This is a genomic window from Hydrogenophaga sp. PAMC20947 (genome assembly GCF_004795855.1).
Lineage (GTDB): Bacteria > Pseudomonadota > Gammaproteobacteria > Burkholderiales > Burkholderiaceae_C > Hydrogenophaga.
Window position 1 is genome coordinate 3,208,830 of the sequence record NZ_CP039252.1, and the last position, 14,701, is coordinate 3,223,530.

The window sequence follows — 14,701 nt, forward strand, 5'->3', positions numbered from 1 at the left end:
CAAGACGCTTGCGAATGTCATATCCATCCCCTGTTGGTTGAACGATTTGCTGCCCATGTCATGTCGACTGAGACACCCACCGGGGAAGCGAAAATCAGTCTAGCTGTGCCGCGACAAACCCGTATCGGAGGGCTCGGGTGACCCGGCACCCGGATAGGGTCAAGCCTATAGGTATCTCCATGAAGCCGGGCGTTGTCGAACGTGTCCGGTTCCATTCAAGGCGCCTCACAAGCTACCGCCTGCATGCTCTGAGTGCGGCCACTTGGCGCCGCTGGCTGTGCTTGAACGGGTCTATTCGGGCACCGAGACTTCCATGCGAGCGGCTGACGGACGCGATGGGCAAGGGAATCCAGTGGGTTGATGCAGCGATTTCTCATGCAGCTGCCCGCTGGATGGCCGGTTCGCGGCGGCTGGACACACAGGATCTGCGTCTGCCGTGGTTCGAAGGCGCAGTCACACCTTGCCGCCCTAGGCCTGGGGAATCCCCCAACCGATCCCGCATCTGATGCCACCGACCACGGTACCCAGTGGCCGTGTGCGGCACGCGGAGTACCCGCCCGAGAGGGGCTTGGTGGCAAGCGGGATAGGTCGCCTTTCAGGGCTTCGGCCAACACGCTTCAGGTGGGGCAGCTGACGCCGATCAGGCCGTCATCCCGTCAGAATAGGGCGCAAAGTCTCGATTTCGTCGATGACGAAGTCGAAAAACGCACTGACGCGCGGTGTGCGCCGCAACTCGGGCGTGGTGAGCATGCGCCAGATCCGGGTGAGTTCGTTCACCGGGCCGAATACACGCACGAGATCATCCTCCGCATCGCCCAGGGCCATGGGCAGTGCGCCGACCCCGAGCCCCGCCTTCACCGAATAGATCAGACCCAGCACGCTGGTGCTGCGCGACGCCAGTTCTGCACCCGGTGCCACTTCGCGCAACCACTGTGACAGGCGATGCTTGGCCATGGAGTCGTCAAAGCCGACCATTGCATGGCTGGCGAGGTCTTCAATGCGCTCGGGCTGGCCGTGTTTCGCTATGTAGGCCTTGCTCGCGTAGACAGCCCAAAGGGAGTCGCCGATCTTGCGGCCCACCAGTTCGCCATCGTCGGTATCGCCCGAGCGCAGTGCGACATCGGCGTCCCCCTGGCGCAAGTCCATGTATTTGTCGCTCATCACGAACTGCACCTTGAGCGCCGGGTGTCGTGCATGGAACCGATCAAGCATGCCGGTCTGCGTGATGCGATTGACGATGGGTTCGGGGCAGGTCATGCGAATCACGCCACTGGTCTCGCCAGCCAACGTCCCGATCTGGCGCTCGAACGCGAGCACGGCGCTCTCGACCGTTTCGGCAAAAGGCAACATTTCCTGCCCAAACTCGGTCAGTCGATAGCCCATGGGGTGCCGCTGCACCAGCGACTGCCCGATCTGCCGCTCCAGCTCGGCCAGGCGACGCTGCACTGTGGACTGATCAACACCCAGCGCACGCCCGGCGGCCAGCGTGCTTCCTTGATGGGCCACGGCGAGGAAGTGCTGGAGATCGTCCCACTGAAACTTGTTTGAACCGGGCATGTTTGCGGCCCCTTCTTGCAAAGTTGCGCCTTACGGAAGCAGATTCAACGCCATAGGCTGTAGGCACATCGACACCCGCTCGATGCCCGTCCACAACCTTCAGGAGTCGTGCCATGAACACCCTCTCATTGTGTGCTTCCCGCGAACCGCGGCATAGCCCTCCCTGGCTCAAGACCTTCACGCTGGTTCTCGGCCTAGCGGCGTTCGACGCGTCCAGCGGCGCAGAGCCCAGCGTGACCGTTGCCGCGAACCATCCCAACGTGGTGTCTTACTGGAACGACATCGCCAACCGGACCGTGTTGGTGCCGTCGACCACCAATACCACGGCCGAGGAACAACGCCCGTCTTACCAAACCGACCTGGCGACAGTTCATGTGGCGATTTACGACGCCGTCAGCGCCATCGACGGCCGCTACAAGCCGTTCGCGATCCAGCCCAAGGCGCCGTCCGCAGGCGCCTCGATGGATGCCGCCGCCAGTGCGGCCGCCTATGGCGTGCTGCAGGCACTGTTCCCCAACCGAAGCACCCAGTTCCAGTCGGCCTACGACAGCCGCATGGCCACCATTCCTGACGGCGATGCAAAGGCCCGTGGCCTCGCGTTGGGCAGCGAAGTCGCTGCGGGCGTTGTGGCCCTGCGCGCCAACGACGGCCGCAGCGTAGCGTTGACGCCCTACGTGTCGGGCACCGCGGCGGGCCAATTTCGCAGCGTGGGCCCCAATCCCTTCAACCGCCAGGTGCCATTTATCAAACCGTTTTCGCTCACGCGCCTCGACCAGTTCCGGCCACCGCCGCCGCCAGCGCCGGGAAGCGCCGCGTATGCCACTGCAGTCGAAGAAACGCGGTCACTCGGTGGCGCCATCAGCGCCATCCGTACGCCGGAGCAATGGGAGATCGCGCGCTTCCACTCCGAGTTGCCCGCGTCCTTCGTGGCGCGCAACCTGGGCCGCTTTGCATCGAGCACAGCCGATGCAGTCGATGCGGCTCGGTTGATGGCCTTTCTTTATGTGGTGCACGCCGACACCATCGGCGCCTGCTTTGAGGCCAAGTACCACTACGCAGCCTGGCGCCCTGTGAGCGCGATCACCCTGGCCGGCATCGGCGGCAAAGACGCCATGCAGATCGACGCGACATGGACGCCGCTGCTGCCCACACCCAACCACCCCGAATACCCTGCCGCTCATTCCTGCACCTCAGGTGGCTTGGGCGAAGCCCTGCTGCGCTACTACGGCACCCGCAACGTCTCGTATGTGTGGGACAGCAAAGCAACCGGAACCACGCGGACCTATGTCAACACCGATGCACTGGACGACGAAAGCCAGATCGCACGAATCGCAGGCGGCATGCATTTCAGGTACGCCACGGTCGCTGGCGTTGAGCTGGGCAAGCAGGTTGCGCAATGGGTCGCAGCGCACCACTTCGGACGCCGGGATTGACGGCCATGAACGAATCTTTGAAAGGCACCACGCGCGCGCAATGGGACCGTGCAGCGCCGGGCTGGAATGCACACGGTTCACTCATCGGCGCCTGGCTCGCGCGGGCCACCGAAGGCATGCTCGGCATGGCCGGCATCGGCCCAGGCTCGCAGGTGCTCGACGTGGCCGCCGGTGCCGGCGAACAAACAATGACGATCGCGCGCCGGGTCGGCCCCACCGGCCGCGTGCTCGCCACAGACTTGTCTCCGGTGATCCTCGCACTGGCCGAAGACAACGCGCAGAGCGCCGGTTGGGCCCATGTGCGGACGCAGGTTGCCGACGGTGAAGACCTGCAAGTCGAACCCGCGAGTTTCGATGCGGTGGTCTGCCGGCTCGGGTTGATGTTTTTTGGGGATCCGCTGTGTGGCCTGATCGAGATGCACCGGGCGCTCCGCCCCGGAGGCCGCATTTGCACCATGGTGTTCTCTCAACCCGAGCACAACCCCTGCATCACGGCGTTGATGTCGATCGCCACGAAACACGCAGGTTTTCCCGCTCCCGACCCCTACACGCAGGGCGGGCTGCTCAGCCTGGGCCGACCGGGTCTGATCGATGCGCAATTCTCCGCTGCAGGCTTCCGAGATGTGGCGACGACCCGAGTCGATGCGCCGTTCAGAATGCCTTCGGTCAGGGCCTACCTGGACCTTGTTCGGACCTCGGCTAGCCCGATCCAGCAGATTCTGTGTCATTTGGACGAGGCAGGCAGAGCGCGCGCCTGGGCAGACATGGAAGAAGCGTTGTCCCACTACGCGACGCCGTGGGGCTGGGAGGGGCCCAACGAGCTGCTGCTAACAGCTGGCCGTCGTTGATTGTGATCCGCTGGCTCACCATGGATCTGATTCAACTTGCCAAGTCATTGCCGTGCGTCCTTCTCCAGGTACGGCTTGGGTGGAGGGCGTTAAATCCCCAGATGATCCCGCATCTGGTACCACAACGCCCCAATGGCCGTGAACGGCACGCGGAGCGCCCGCCCACCTGGAAAGGGGTGGTGTGGCAGACGGGAGAAGGCGCCAAAACGGGATGCGTCGCCCTTGATCGCTTCGCCCAAAACGCGGCCGATCAGGTGGGTGAAGGTGATGCCGTGGCCCGAGCAGCCTTGCGAGTAATAGATGTTGGGCGCCAGCGTGCCCACTTGCGGCATGCGCGAGAGCGTGAGCAGGAAGTTGCCGGTCCAGCCGAAATCCACCTTCACGTCTTTGAGCTGGGGAAACACTTTCTCCATTTGAGGCCGGATCAGCGAGGTGACTTCTTTCGGGTCGCGCGCGCCGTAGACCACGCCGCCACCGAACAACATGCGCTTGTCGGCCGTGAGGCGGAAGTAGTCGAGCAGGAAGTTGTTGTCTTCCACACAGTGGTCAGAGGGCACCAGTTCGTCAGCCAGGGCGCCCAGCGGCTCGGTGGTGATGATCTGGGTGCCACAGGGCATGGATTTGCTGGCCAGCTTGGGCTCCAGATCGCCGATATAGGCGTTGCAGGCCACAATCACGTAGCGGGCGCGCACGTTTCCCTGCGCAGTGTGCACGGTGGCGGGTTCGCCGCGCTCAATCTTGACCACGGCGCAGTCTTCATGAATTTTTCCACCCAGGCTTTCCAGCGCGGCGGCCTCGCCCAATGCCAGATTGAGCGGGTGGAAATGGCCACCGGTGGGGTCGATGAGCAGGGCGCTGTAGCGGTCGGTGTTGACATATTTGCGCACATCGGCCGGGGTGTCGACCATCGTCAACCCCGGGTGGCCCAGCTTTTCCCAAAGCTTCTTTTGCTCGACCAGGCCTTTGGCCTTTCGCGGGCTGATGGCAGAGAAAATGCCGCCTTCCTTCAGATCGCAATCGATGTTGTATTTGGCAATGCGCTCGCGGATCACCTGTGCGCCTTCAAACATCATGCCCGCCAGCGGCTCGGCCACGGCCTTGCCGTAGCTGCGCTCGATCACGTCGATATCGCGCGAGAAGCTGTGCACGATCTGCCCGCCGTTGCGCCCCGAAGCACCCCAGCCCACGCGCGCCTGCTCCAGGATCACCACCTTCATGCCGGCTTCGGCCAGCGCAATGCCCGCCGACAGGCCGGTGTAGCCCGCGCCCACAATGCACACATCGGCTTCGATGCTGCCCTGCAAGGGCGGGCGCGCTGGCGAAGGGTTGGCCGAATGGGCGTAATAGGAAGGGGCGTGGGACGTATCGTTTTGTGTGGCAGCGACCATGAGGCCTCCGGGAATAGAGCGGGCGGGCCATCGGCGCGACGGTGTGTCAGCGCGATGGCCTCTGAATGGTTCCCACAAGTATGGATGCAGCGGACAGCCCCAACAGATCCAGTCCACCCCTCACGCAAGCACCCACTTGTCCGGCAAATCGGTCCCGCGTTCAGCCCAGCTTGGGCGCTGGCTGTTCGTAAGCCCCAGCCGAATAGGTCAGCTCATAGCTGTGGCTGTAGATTTCCAGGATGTTGCCAAACGGATCTTCCATGTAGACCATTCGGTAAGGCTTTTCGCCGGGAAAGTATTCGCGCACGGGCATGCGCTGCTTGCCGCCGGCGGCGACGATCTTGGCGGCTAGGCCTTCCACATCGGGGTCTTGCACGCAGAAGTGGAAGATGCCGGTTTTCCAGTACTCGAAGTTGTTCTCGGGCTTCACGGCGTTGCGAAACTCAAAGATCTCCACGCCAATGCGGTCACCGGTCGAGAGGTGGGCGATGCGAAACGATCCCCAGCCGGCGCCGAAGACGTCGGTGCACATGACGCCGATGGCCGAGTCGTCTTCGCTGATGGTGGTGGGCGCCATGATCAGGTACCAGCCCATGACCTCGGAGTAGAACTTGACGGCGGCATCGAGATCGGTGACCGACAGCCCTATATGGGAGAAGCTGCGGGGATAAACCATGGACATAAAGTGCCTTGCGGTGGATGAAAACACCGAGTCTAGGCACCCGGAGGCATAACCACAATTACGCATGAGTGATGGCTTTGATAAAATTTGCTTATGCTTAATCCTCAATGGCTGCGCACCTTCTCTACCCTGGTCGAGCTCGGCAACTTCACCCGCACCGCTGAGCGGCTGGACCTGACGCAAGCCGCGGTCAGCCAGCATGTGCAGCGGCTGGAAGCGCGCTTGGGGCTGCTGTTGATCCGGCGCCCGCGCCAGCTCGAGCTGACCCCGGCGGGCCAGGCCTTGCTGGCCTATTGCGCTGAGGTCTCCGCCGCGGACCAACGCCTGCAGCAGCAGCTTTCCGCGGCCGACGGCGAACACGGCGAAGTGAGCCTGATCACCCCAGGCAGCATTGGCCTGGCGCTGCACCAGCATCTGCTCGACATCCAGCAAATCCTCCCCGGCTTGAGCATTCGCCACCGGTTTGGGCCTGACGCCGACGTGTTGGCTGCGGTGCTGGAGAACCGTGTCGAACTCGGGCTGGTGACCCTCAAGCCGACCGACGCCCGCTTGACCGTGGAGCGGTTTGCCGAAGAACCCCTGGAGCTGGTGGCGCCTTCAGGCCACGAGCTCAAGACCTGGGCCGATCTCGAGCGCCTGGGTTTCATCGACCACCCTGACGGCCAGGCCATGGCGGGGCGACTGCTGAGCCGCCGGTTCCCGGGCAGCCCAGGCCCTCACAACCTGCCGTGCCGCGGCTTCACCAACCAGATCAGCCTGATTCTGGACCCGGTGGCCAGAGGTCTGGGCTTCAGCGTGTTGCCACGTTATGCGCGCCTGGCCTACTCGCAACCCGAGCGCATACAGGTGGTCGAAGGCGCGCCGCAGGTGGTGGACACACTCTGGCTGCTGTACCGCGCCGAATGGCCGCTCTCGACGCGTGCACAGACGGTGCTGCAGCGCCTCAAGCCGCACTTCACTCCCGCAGTTGTCTAGGTGTAGCGAAGCTCTGCATAACCCGCGTCGTGCGCGGCGTGGCTTTTGCGGGATGAGGCGCGAGGCGCGAATTCCAAGGCGAGCCTGGACGGCTGGCCTGAATTCGCAACAAAGCGCATCGCCCGCAAAATCACGGCCCGCAAGGGTTCAGCTCAAAACGGGCATCACGGGGGTTATGCAGATGGCATGGACGTCTCCACCTACACCGCTGCTCAGAGCGTAAGCCCATGACCCAATGGAGGTTTTGGTCTCGCGGCAACGCCATCAAAGTGCCAAAGTGGAGGTTCGTCGCAACCACTTGAGAACCGGAGGTCCCACCATGCAATCTACCGCAACGCTGCCAGTCATCGGAATGGATATTGCCAAGAATGTGTTCCAGCTCCATGTCGTGGACGCTGAGACCGGCGAGATCGAACGACACAAGCTCAGGCGTGATCGGGTGACCACCTTCTTTGTCAATCGCCAGAGATCACTGGTCGCGCTGGAAGCCTGTGGCGGTGCTCACCACTGGGCCAGAACGCTGCAGTCTTTGGGGCATGAGGTCAAGCTGCTTCCAGCCAAGCATGTCCGTCCCTTTGTCCTGCGCGACAAGACGGATGCCCGTGATGCCCAAGCCATCTGGGTGGCGGCTCAACAATTTCACATCAAGGCCGTTCCGGTCAAGAATGAACAGCAACAGGCGTGTCTGACCCTGCACCGGATGCGCGCTCAACTCATGAAGGTGCGCATCATGCAAACCAACGCGTTGCGTGGCTTGCTCTACGAGTTCGGCATCGTGCTGCCAGAAGGGCATCGTGTGCTGCTCAAGCGCATTCAGGACGAACTGGCCAAGGCCCAGGAGCAGGCGCGACTGCCGGAGGTGGTGGTAGTCAGCGTTCAGGATCAACTTCGTCGCATCGACAGTCTGCAAGACGATATCGACCAACTGGATAAACGACTGGCCTCCATGGTCAAGCAGAACCAGCACATGCAGGCACTGCAAGCTATTCCGGGCATCGGTCCGTTGACGGCGACAGCCTTGGTTTCTACCGCGACTGACCTGTCCAGCTTTGAGTCAGGCAGACAGTTTGCCGCCTGGTTGGGTCTGACACCCCGACAGACTGGCACCGGCGGGAAGACCAGGCAGCTGGGGATCTCCAAACGCGGTGACCCTTATGTGAGGACCATGTTGATGCACGGCGCCCGCGCCGTCATTGCCAGGAGCCAGCGAAGCGGCTGGATCGAGAGGCTGTTGCTGCGCCGCCCATACAGCGTGGTGGTCGCCGCGCTGGCCAACAAGCTGGCTCGAACGGCCTGGGCAGTCCTGGTCAAAGGCAAGGCTTTCGACCAGGTGAAATGGAATCCGGTTGACCTCGCTGCAGCCTGAGACCACCACGATGAACTGAACACACCAAACGCCAAGAAGCCGTTTTGAAGGAGAGCACGCAGGAAGCGATGTGATGGGTCAACAGGTCAAACCTGGGTGGGGGCAATCCGATAGGGAAGCAGGGCTTCAAGCCCGATATGCAGACAGGAGCCACACCCGCGAATGCCATCAGGGCCAGCAGGACGAACACCCTGCACCAACAGGCCGAATGTAAGACTGCAAACCCTTCAGACCTTCACGCCGCCGAATCTTGCTCTTCTGGAGACGTCCATGTAAGAGCTTCCCTAGGGTCTCGCTGCGGTCGAGTCCAACGCGGCAAGACATCCCGGCAACCGACAAGGTTCGTCAAATCAACGACCATGGCGCACACAAGGAAACCCCATGACCGCACAAACCCGCGCTTTCGCCACCCACTCCGCCACCGAGCCCCTGGGCCTGTTCAGCTTCGTGCGCCGCGACCCGCGGGCCGAGGACGTGGCCATTGACATCCTGTTTTGCGGGGTCTGCCACACCGACATCCACCACTCCCGCGACGACTGGGGCCGAGCCAACTACCCCATGGTGCCGGGCCACGAAATCGTCGGCCGCGTGACCGAGGTGGGCGCCGGCGTGAGCCGCTTCAAGGTGGGCGACCTGGTGGGCGTGGGCTGCATGGTCGACTCTTGCCAGCATTGCGGGCCTTGCGGCAAGGGCTGGGAACAGTATTGCGACAGTGGCTCCACCTTCACCTACAACGGCGTCGACCGGCAAGATGGCTCACCGACCTACGGCGGCTACTCCGAGCGCATCGTGGTCTCGCAAAACTTCGTGCTCAAGGTCCCTGAAAACCTCGACCCTGCGGCCGCAGCACCCTTGCTCTGCGCCGGCGTGACCAGTTTTTCGCCGCTGAAGCACTGGAACGTGGGGCCCGGCAGCAAGGTCGGCGTGGTTGGGCTGGGCGGTCTGGGCCACATGGCGCTGAAACTGGCCAAGGCCATGGGCGCCGGGGTGACCCTGTTCACCCGCTCCCCTGGCAAAGAAGCCGACGCCCGAGCACTGGGCGCGGACCACATCGTGCTCTCGACCCACCCCGACCAGATGACAGCTGCGACCAACCAGTTTGACCTGATCGTGGACACCGTTCCCTATGCGCACGACCTGAACCCTTATGTGCCCACCCTGGCCGTGGGCGGCACCATTGTGTTGGTGGGCTACCTGGGGCCAGTCGAGCCCGCGCTGAACACCTCGCCGATGGTGCTCAAACGCAAATCCGTGGCCGGCTCGCTGATCGGCGGCATTGCCGAAACCCAGGAGATGCTGGATTTCTGTGGCCAACACGGCATCACCGCCGACATCGAGATGATCAAGATTCAGGACATCAACGCGGCCTACGAGCGCGTGCTCAAGAGCGATGTGAAATACCGCTTTGTGATCGACATGGCGTCGCTCAAAGAAGGCGCCTGACGCCCACCGGGCCCCGCAAAAAAAGACGGGGGCAAGAAAAAACCCGCCTCTCTTGCGAGAAGCGGGCTTTCATTTTTGGTGCGGCTGGCAGGAATTGAACCCACGACCCCTTGGTTCGTAGCCAAGTACTCTATCCAGCTGAGCTACAGCCGCCAAGCCTTCGATTCTATGCTGGAAACGGGTAATTTCTGGGCGCTCACCACTTCTTTTTTCTCGAAGCCAATCCCCTTGCCAGCGAATGGTCTCCTTGAAACCGGCCCGGGCTATCATCTGGCTCATGTGCATCCTGCATCGCGCCCTCCCCCACGCCACCCCGGTTCTCCGGACGGTGGCGTTGCGCGCCTGCAAGGTCGGCACGCCATCGGGCCAGCAGGCGGGCAAGACGGGGCAGCTCTGCTCCGGTCTCGCAGCAGACCACTGAGCCCGGCGACCAACCACCCCCATCTCCTTTGCGCAATTCAGGTCTCCGGGCACCCACTCCGCGCTGACCCTGTGCTCCGCCCCTTTTTGATTCAGGCGGGCCACCATCGCATTGGAATAGACCATGAACACCCCCGTTATTGAGCGTGTGCTCACCGAACTCGACCACGCCCGCCTGAGCAAGATCGCAGGCGCGCACCCCACGCAGCTGCCCGATGCCGTGCTGGAGCCTCTGCAAGATTTGCTGATTGACGCGAGAACCGTCCCGGCACGCGAAGTGCGCAGCGACATCGTCACGATGTACGCCCAGATGCAGGTGCGCCTGAACGGCAGCGAAGCGCTGAGCAAGATCGCATTGTGTTACCCGGACGACGCAGAGCCCGCCAACGGCTTCGTCTCAGTGCTCTCGCCCATGGGCCTTGCCCTGTTGGGGCTGCGCCTCGGTCAGACCGCGCAATGGCTCGGCCCCACCGGCGACACCATGGCCGCCCAGGTAGAGGCCATTCTTTTCCAGCCCGAAGCCTCGGGTGACTATGTGACCTGAGCAGACCTAATCAGCGCGGGCCTGGCAGCCAAGGGTCAGGCCAGCAAAGCACTCACCCGATGGTGCAGGCCATCGGGCGTGACCGAAACGGCTTCGGAGGGCGCGCCCACATGCAAGCCCACCCGGCTGAACAGGCCACGCCGGAACGGTCGCACCATCGCGACCTTTTCGCCATCGATCTCTTCCACCCGGCTGAAGAACGAACCCCAGAGATTGGTGAGGGCCATGGGCACGACCGGCACGACCAGCCCAGTGGCCTGCGCGCGCTCCAAAATTTTCATGATGCCGCCCTTGAAGGGTTGCAGGCTGCCGTCGCGGGTGATGCCGCCCTCGGGAAATATCGCCAGAAGATCGCCTTCGCGAAGCACCTGCGTTGCGGCGTCAAAGGCGGCCTCATAGGCAGCGGGGTCTTCTTTCTGCGGCGCGATCGGAATCGCCTTGGCCAGCTTGAACAGCCAGCCCAGCACCGGCACCTTGAAAATGCGGTGGTCCATCAGAAAGCGGATCGGGCGCGGGCTGGCCGCCATGAGCAGCACCGCGTCCACGAAGCTCACGTGGTTGCAAACCAGCACGGCCGCGCCGTGCACCGGGATGTGCTCATCGCCCTGGATCTTGAATCGGTACACCAGACGGGAAGCCACCCAGGCAACAAAACGCAGCAGGTATTCCGGCACCAGCATGAAGATATAGAACGCCACCACCGCATTGGCCAGCCCCACAAACAGAAACATCTGGGGAATGGTGAAGCCGGCCTGGAGCAAAGCGCCGGCCAGCAGCGCACTCGCGATCATGAACAGCGCATTGAGGATGTTGTTGGCCGCGATGATGCGTGCGCGGTGGGTGGCCTGGCTGCGCATCTGGATCAGCGCATACATGGGCACGCTGTACAGCCCGGCAAACAAGCTGAGCAAGGTCAGGTCGGCAAGGACACGCCAATGCAGGGGTTCGCCGACAAAGCTGGCCAGGGTCTGGCTGCCCGTCGAGGGCAAGCCGCGTGTGGCGAAGTAGAGGTCCACTGAAAACAACGTCATCCCGATCGCCCCCACGGGGACCAGGCCGATTTCGACATGGCGCCGGCTCAAGACTTCGCACAGCAGCGACCCGGTGCCGATACCCACGGAAAAAACCACCAACAACAGCGATGCCACTTGTTCGTCGCCGTGCAGCACGTCTTTCGCAAAGGCCGGAAACAGGCTCAAAAACACAGCCCCAAAGAACCACATCCAGCTGATGCCCAGCACCGAGCGGAACACCACGGGCGTTTCGTGCGCGAGCTTCAGGTTGGACCAGGTTTCGGTGATCGGATTCCAGTTGATCCGAAGCCCCGGATCCATGGCCGGCGACGCAGGAATGAACTGCGATGCGACACGACCCAGCAACGCGAGGGCAATGCAGCTGATGCCCACGTAGTGCGCGCCCACTTCGGGAAGCGCCACGATCAGACCGCCCGCGACCTGGCCCAGCAAGATCGCCACAAAGGTGCCCATTTCCACCATGCCGTTGCCGCCGGTGAGTTCGCGCTCGCTCAGGTGTTGCGGCATGTAGGCGAATTTGACTGGGCCAAACACGGCCGATTGCAGGCCCATCATGAACACGCAGCCCAACAGCAGGGGCATGCTTTGCACCCAGAAGCCCCAGGCCGCAACCACCATGATGCCGATTTCGGCCCACTTCAGGCCATTGATCATGAGGCGGCGGTCCAGCTTGTCAGCGAGCTGCCCGCTGGTGGCGGAAAACAGCAGGAAGGGCAGGATGAACAAGGCCCCGATCACCAGGCCGGCCATGTCGGCAGGCAGCCACGAGACCTGCAGCTGGTAAGTGACCATCACGGTGAACGCGAACTTGAACAAGTTGTCGTTGGCCGCTCCCAGAAACTGGGTCCAGAAGAACGGGGCAAAACGGCGCTGGCCCATGAGTGCGAACTGACCGGTTTCTTGCGTTGGCGCTGGGTCGCTGGCCTGGGATGCGCGCGCGGTGTCGGCGCTGGTGTTGGCATGGCTCATATCGGGGGACTCCTCTCCTGTTTTATCAACGTTCATTGCCCGGCCGACGTTGTTGCGGTGTGCGCATTCTGACGCAAGGCGCGAAGCACCGGTATCGCGGCCATGGCCGCTGCCAGGTGCTTGAGGGTGTGGCCGCCAATCGCCTGGCCCGTGGCCTCGAAGATGAAGTGGTCGCCCAGCTCCAGCACTTTCGCAAGGGCATACAGCGCGATCAGGCTGCCGATGGAGATGCCCATCGCCGTGGGCAAAGGGCGGCGCGAGGCGGCCCATGCGAGAAACGCCATGCCACCGAACTGCACGACCACCCAGGGCAACGGGTTGGCGTGTGTGTATGACATCGCCGCCGAAAGCGAGGCCAACACCAGTACCGCCATCACCGTGTTGCGAGCGGTCTGGGCTCCGACCCGCTCCGCCATGGCCAGACCCAACGCCCCGGCGAACACAATGGCCATGCCCAGACGGTCCAGAGCCAGGCGGAGTTCATCGGGGGCCCAGTGGTAGACGGCCGATCCGAAGCTGGTGAACACCAGTCCACCGAAAAAGACCAGCAAGGCCAGTTGGGTGCTGGGGTGAGGCGGTTGGGTTCGCCGAATCTCCATCTCCCACAGACCCCAGGCGCCCACAAGCAACAGGGGCACGTTGCTGAGCACATCGAATGCATGGGGAATGCCCCACCTGACACGGGTATCGGCAAACGGGTGGCCATGCAGCTCAGGGCTCCAGGTCAGTTGCGCCAGAACCATGGGGCCCAGCAGCACAGCGGCCATCCAGGCCACCATCGCGATCCAGCCGCCAATACACAAGCGGCGCTCGGTGGGCGTGAGAGGCATGGCATCGGCCGGGCGGTTGGCCGCTGGACTCAACGGGGGGAAGGGTGAAAAGGACATGGGGGTTCTCCGGTGCACAAGCTTGAATGGGCTGAAGTGTGCTGGGGCCCGCCGCTTCCAGGAGGCTTTTTCCTATACAGTTGGCAACCACAGACCCATAGGTATCGTTTACCGATACCCGGGTGGCTTAGGAACCCGTTCCTTTGGGGGCCGCTGGTTCCCTGCCTTCCTCAACTTTTTTGGCGACGCCGTTCCATGAGCACCACCACCGACCTCGTCATCGCCATCAAGAAAGAGCTGAAGGCGGCCCAGATGACCTATGCCGATCTGGCCAAGTGCCTGGACATGGCTGAATCCAGCGTGAAGCGCATGTTGGCCAAGGGGGACATGTCGCTGTCGCGGGTGGACGACATTTGCAGGGCACTGAAGCTGGACTTTGCGGAGCTCGCCCGCCGGGTGGCCGACGCCCAGCCGCTGATCTCCGAAATGACCCAGGAGCAGGAGCGCGCGGTCGTGGCCGACAAGAAGCTTTTGCTGGTGGCCATTTGCGTCTTGAGCCAGTGGACGCTGGAGCAGATCACCGGGCGCTACCGATTGACCGAAGCCGAGTGCGTGAAGTACTTCGCCCAGTTGGACCGCATCGGGATCATCGAGCTGCGCCCCCTCAACCGCTACCGCCTCAAGCTGGCCAAAACTTTCCGCTGGCGGGCGCACGGGGCGGTGATGAACTACTTTCGGGAAAACGCTGTGCTCGACTATTTTTCGGGTGGCTTTGGCGGGCATGGGGAAGGCCTGCTCATGGTGCACGGCTCTATCAGCCGGTCGCTGGCGCCCACATTTCTGGAGCGCCTGCAACGGGTGGCGCAGGACTTTGCCCAGCAACACCAGGCCGATCAGAAACTGGCGGACAAAGACCTCGAGGGCTACACCCTGGTGCTGGGCATGCGGGGCTGGGAATTCGGCGCATTCACGCTGCTGCGCCGCTGACGCTCCACCAAGCCTGACGCCAAGCGCAACGGCGTCTACTCGCCCGACTTCTCCCTCACGGATCGACCTCGGCACGAACCTCTTCTGAGGCGGGCGCGGATCCGCCTGTCTGCCTGTCCGTATGCCTTCAAGGCCGTCGCCGGCGCCTGTCCCCCGGCCTCCATTGAGCACGCCTCAACCCGGGTTTCCACCGATGTTTCGTTTTGTCGAATACCTTAACGTATACAT

At 62.9% G+C, this 14,701-nt stretch carries 12 protein-coding genes and 1 tRNA gene; 7 read left to right on the forward strand and 6 right to left on the reverse strand.

Features of this window, described 5'->3' with window-relative positions; genetic code table 11:
* Positions 1 to 648: 648 nt before the first annotated feature.
* On the reverse strand, positions 649 to 1,557 hold the full coding sequence (locus E5678_RS14610) for a LysR family transcriptional regulator (protein ID WP_136179201.1): 909 nt from the start codon (positions 1,555 to 1,557) through the stop codon (positions 649 to 651).
* A 113-nt stretch (positions 1,558 to 1,670) separates the two neighbouring features.
* Between E5678_RS14610 and E5678_RS14615 the strand changes: the two genes are divergently transcribed.
* Together E5678_RS14615 and E5678_RS14620 are read left to right on the forward strand one after the other, a co-directional pair.
* Positions 1,671 to 2,990 (forward strand): vanadium-dependent haloperoxidase, encoded by a 1,320-nt coding sequence (locus tag E5678_RS14615; protein ID WP_136179202.1) that lies wholly within the window; start codon positions 1,671 to 1,673, stop codon positions 2,988 to 2,990.
* A gap of 5 nt (positions 2,991 to 2,995) precedes the next feature.
* Positions 2,996 to 3,838 carry a class I SAM-dependent methyltransferase gene (locus tag E5678_RS14620; RefSeq protein ID WP_247596791.1) on the forward strand — a complete coding sequence of 281 codons (843 nt, stop codon included), beginning with the start codon at positions 2,996 to 2,998 and terminating at the stop codon, positions 3,836 to 3,838.
* A gap of 89 nt (positions 3,839 to 3,927) precedes the next feature.
* Here the strand turns inward: E5678_RS14620 and E5678_RS14625 are convergent, their stop codons facing one another.
* Both E5678_RS14625 and E5678_RS14630 read right to left on the reverse strand, forming a co-directional pair.
* Positions 3,928 to 5,226 (reverse strand): FAD-binding oxidoreductase, encoded by a 1,299-nt coding sequence (locus E5678_RS14625; protein ID WP_136179203.1) that lies wholly within the window; start codon positions 5,224 to 5,226, stop codon positions 3,928 to 3,930.
* A gap of 160 nt (positions 5,227 to 5,386) precedes the next feature.
* Positions 5,387 to 5,908 carry a lactoylglutathione lyase family protein gene (locus E5678_RS14630; protein ID WP_136179204.1) on the reverse strand — a complete coding sequence of 174 codons (522 nt, stop codon included), beginning with the start codon at positions 5,906 to 5,908 and terminating at the stop codon, positions 5,387 to 5,389.
* Between the two features lie 93 nt (positions 5,909 to 6,001).
* Here E5678_RS14630 and E5678_RS14635 point away from each other — a divergent pair, with 93 nt between their 5' ends.
* The 3 genes from E5678_RS14635 to E5678_RS14645 all read left to right on the forward strand — a co-directional run bounded on the left by E5678_RS14635 (position 6,002) and on the right by E5678_RS14645 (position 9,692).
* A complete protein-coding gene (locus E5678_RS14635) occupies positions 6,002 to 6,883 on the forward strand; it encodes a LysR family transcriptional regulator (RefSeq protein ID WP_136179205.1) in 882 nt (293 codons plus the stop codon).
* 319 nt (positions 6,884 to 7,202) lie between these two features.
* On the forward strand, positions 7,203 to 8,249 hold the full coding sequence (locus E5678_RS14640) for an IS110 family transposase (protein WP_136179206.1): 1,047 nt from the start codon (positions 7,203 to 7,205) through the stop codon (positions 8,247 to 8,249).
* Positions 8,250 to 8,630: 381 nt separating this feature from the next.
* Positions 8,631 to 9,692, forward strand: a complete 1,062-nt coding sequence (locus E5678_RS14645) for an NAD(P)-dependent alcohol dehydrogenase (RefSeq protein ID WP_136179207.1) — start codon at positions 8,631 to 8,633, stop codon at positions 9,690 to 9,692.
* A 76-nt stretch (positions 9,693 to 9,768) separates the two neighbouring features.
* Here E5678_RS14645 and E5678_RS14650 read toward each other — a convergent pair.
* Positions 9,769 to 9,845 (reverse strand) — tRNA-Arg (locus tag E5678_RS14650).
* A 391-nt stretch (positions 9,846 to 10,236) separates the two neighbouring features.
* Between E5678_RS14650 and E5678_RS14655 the strand changes: the two genes are divergently transcribed.
* Positions 10,237 to 10,656, forward strand: coding sequence for a GreA/GreB family elongation factor (locus tag E5678_RS14655; protein ID WP_136179208.1), 420 nt, complete (start codon positions 10,237 to 10,239; stop codon positions 10,654 to 10,656).
* 35 nt (positions 10,657 to 10,691) lie between these two features.
* Here E5678_RS14655 and E5678_RS14660 read toward each other — a convergent pair whose 3' ends face one another.
* Positions 10,692 to 12,569, reverse strand: coding sequence for an MFS transporter (locus tag E5678_RS14660; RefSeq protein ID WP_247597039.1), 1,878 nt, complete (start codon positions 12,567 to 12,569; stop codon positions 10,692 to 10,694).
* 122 nt (positions 12,570 to 12,691) lie between these two features.
* Positions 12,692 to 13,546, reverse strand: a complete 855-nt coding sequence (locus E5678_RS14665; RefSeq protein WP_136179210.1) for a hypothetical protein — start codon at positions 13,544 to 13,546, stop codon at positions 12,692 to 12,694.
* A 195-nt stretch (positions 13,547 to 13,741) separates the two neighbouring features.
* Here E5678_RS14665 and E5678_RS14670 point away from each other — a divergent pair, with 195 nt between their 5' ends.
* Entirely contained in the window at positions 13,742 to 14,473 is a 732-nt protein-coding gene (locus E5678_RS14670) for a helix-turn-helix transcriptional regulator (protein WP_136179211.1), read from the forward strand.
* Positions 14,474 to 14,701 lie beyond the last annotated feature (228 nt).

What these genes read in the sequence shown, in the direction of transcription:
- E5678_RS14640 (WP_136179206.1), top strand. Translation starts at nt 7,203, where the DNA reads ATGCAATCTACCGCAACGCTGCCAGTCATCGGAATGGATATTGCCAAG.
- E5678_RS14630 (WP_136179204.1), bottom strand. Translation starts at nt 5,908, where the DNA reads ATGTCCATGGTTTATCCCCGCAGCTTCTCCCATATAGGGCTGTCGGTC.
- E5678_RS14635 (WP_136179205.1), top strand. Translation starts at nt 6,002, where the DNA reads ATGCTTAATCCTCAATGGCTGCGCACCTTCTCTACCCTGGTCGAGCTC.
- E5678_RS14660 (WP_247597039.1), bottom strand. Translation starts at nt 12,569, where the DNA reads ATGGGCCAGCGCCGTTTTGCCCCGTTCTTCTGGACCCAGTTTCTGGGA.
- E5678_RS14655 (WP_136179208.1), top strand. Translation starts at nt 10,237, where the DNA reads ATGAACACCCCCGTTATTGAGCGTGTGCTCACCGAACTCGACCACGCC.
- E5678_RS14610 (WP_136179201.1), bottom strand. Translation starts at nt 1,557, where the DNA reads ATGCCCGGTTCAAACAAGTTTCAGTGGGACGATCTCCAGCACTTCCTC.
- E5678_RS14615 (WP_136179202.1), top strand. Translation starts at nt 1,671, where the DNA reads ATGAACACCCTCTCATTGTGTGCTTCCCGCGAACCGCGGCATAGCCCT.
- E5678_RS14670 (WP_136179211.1), top strand. Translation starts at nt 13,742, where the DNA reads ATGAGCACCACCACCGACCTCGTCATCGCCATCAAGAAAGAGCTGAAG.
- E5678_RS14620 (WP_247596791.1), top strand. Translation starts at nt 2,996, where the DNA reads ATGAACGAATCTTTGAAAGGCACCACGCGCGCGCAATGGGACCGTGCA.
- E5678_RS14625 (WP_136179203.1), bottom strand. Translation starts at nt 5,226, where the DNA reads ATGGTCGCTGCCACACAAAACGATACGTCCCACGCCCCTTCCTATTAC.
- E5678_RS14665 (WP_136179210.1), bottom strand. Translation starts at nt 13,546, where the DNA reads ATGTCCTTTTCACCCTTCCCCCCGTTGAGTCCAGCGGCCAACCGCCCG.
- E5678_RS14645 (WP_136179207.1), top strand. Translation starts at nt 8,631, where the DNA reads ATGACCGCACAAACCCGCGCTTTCGCCACCCACTCCGCCACCGAGCCC.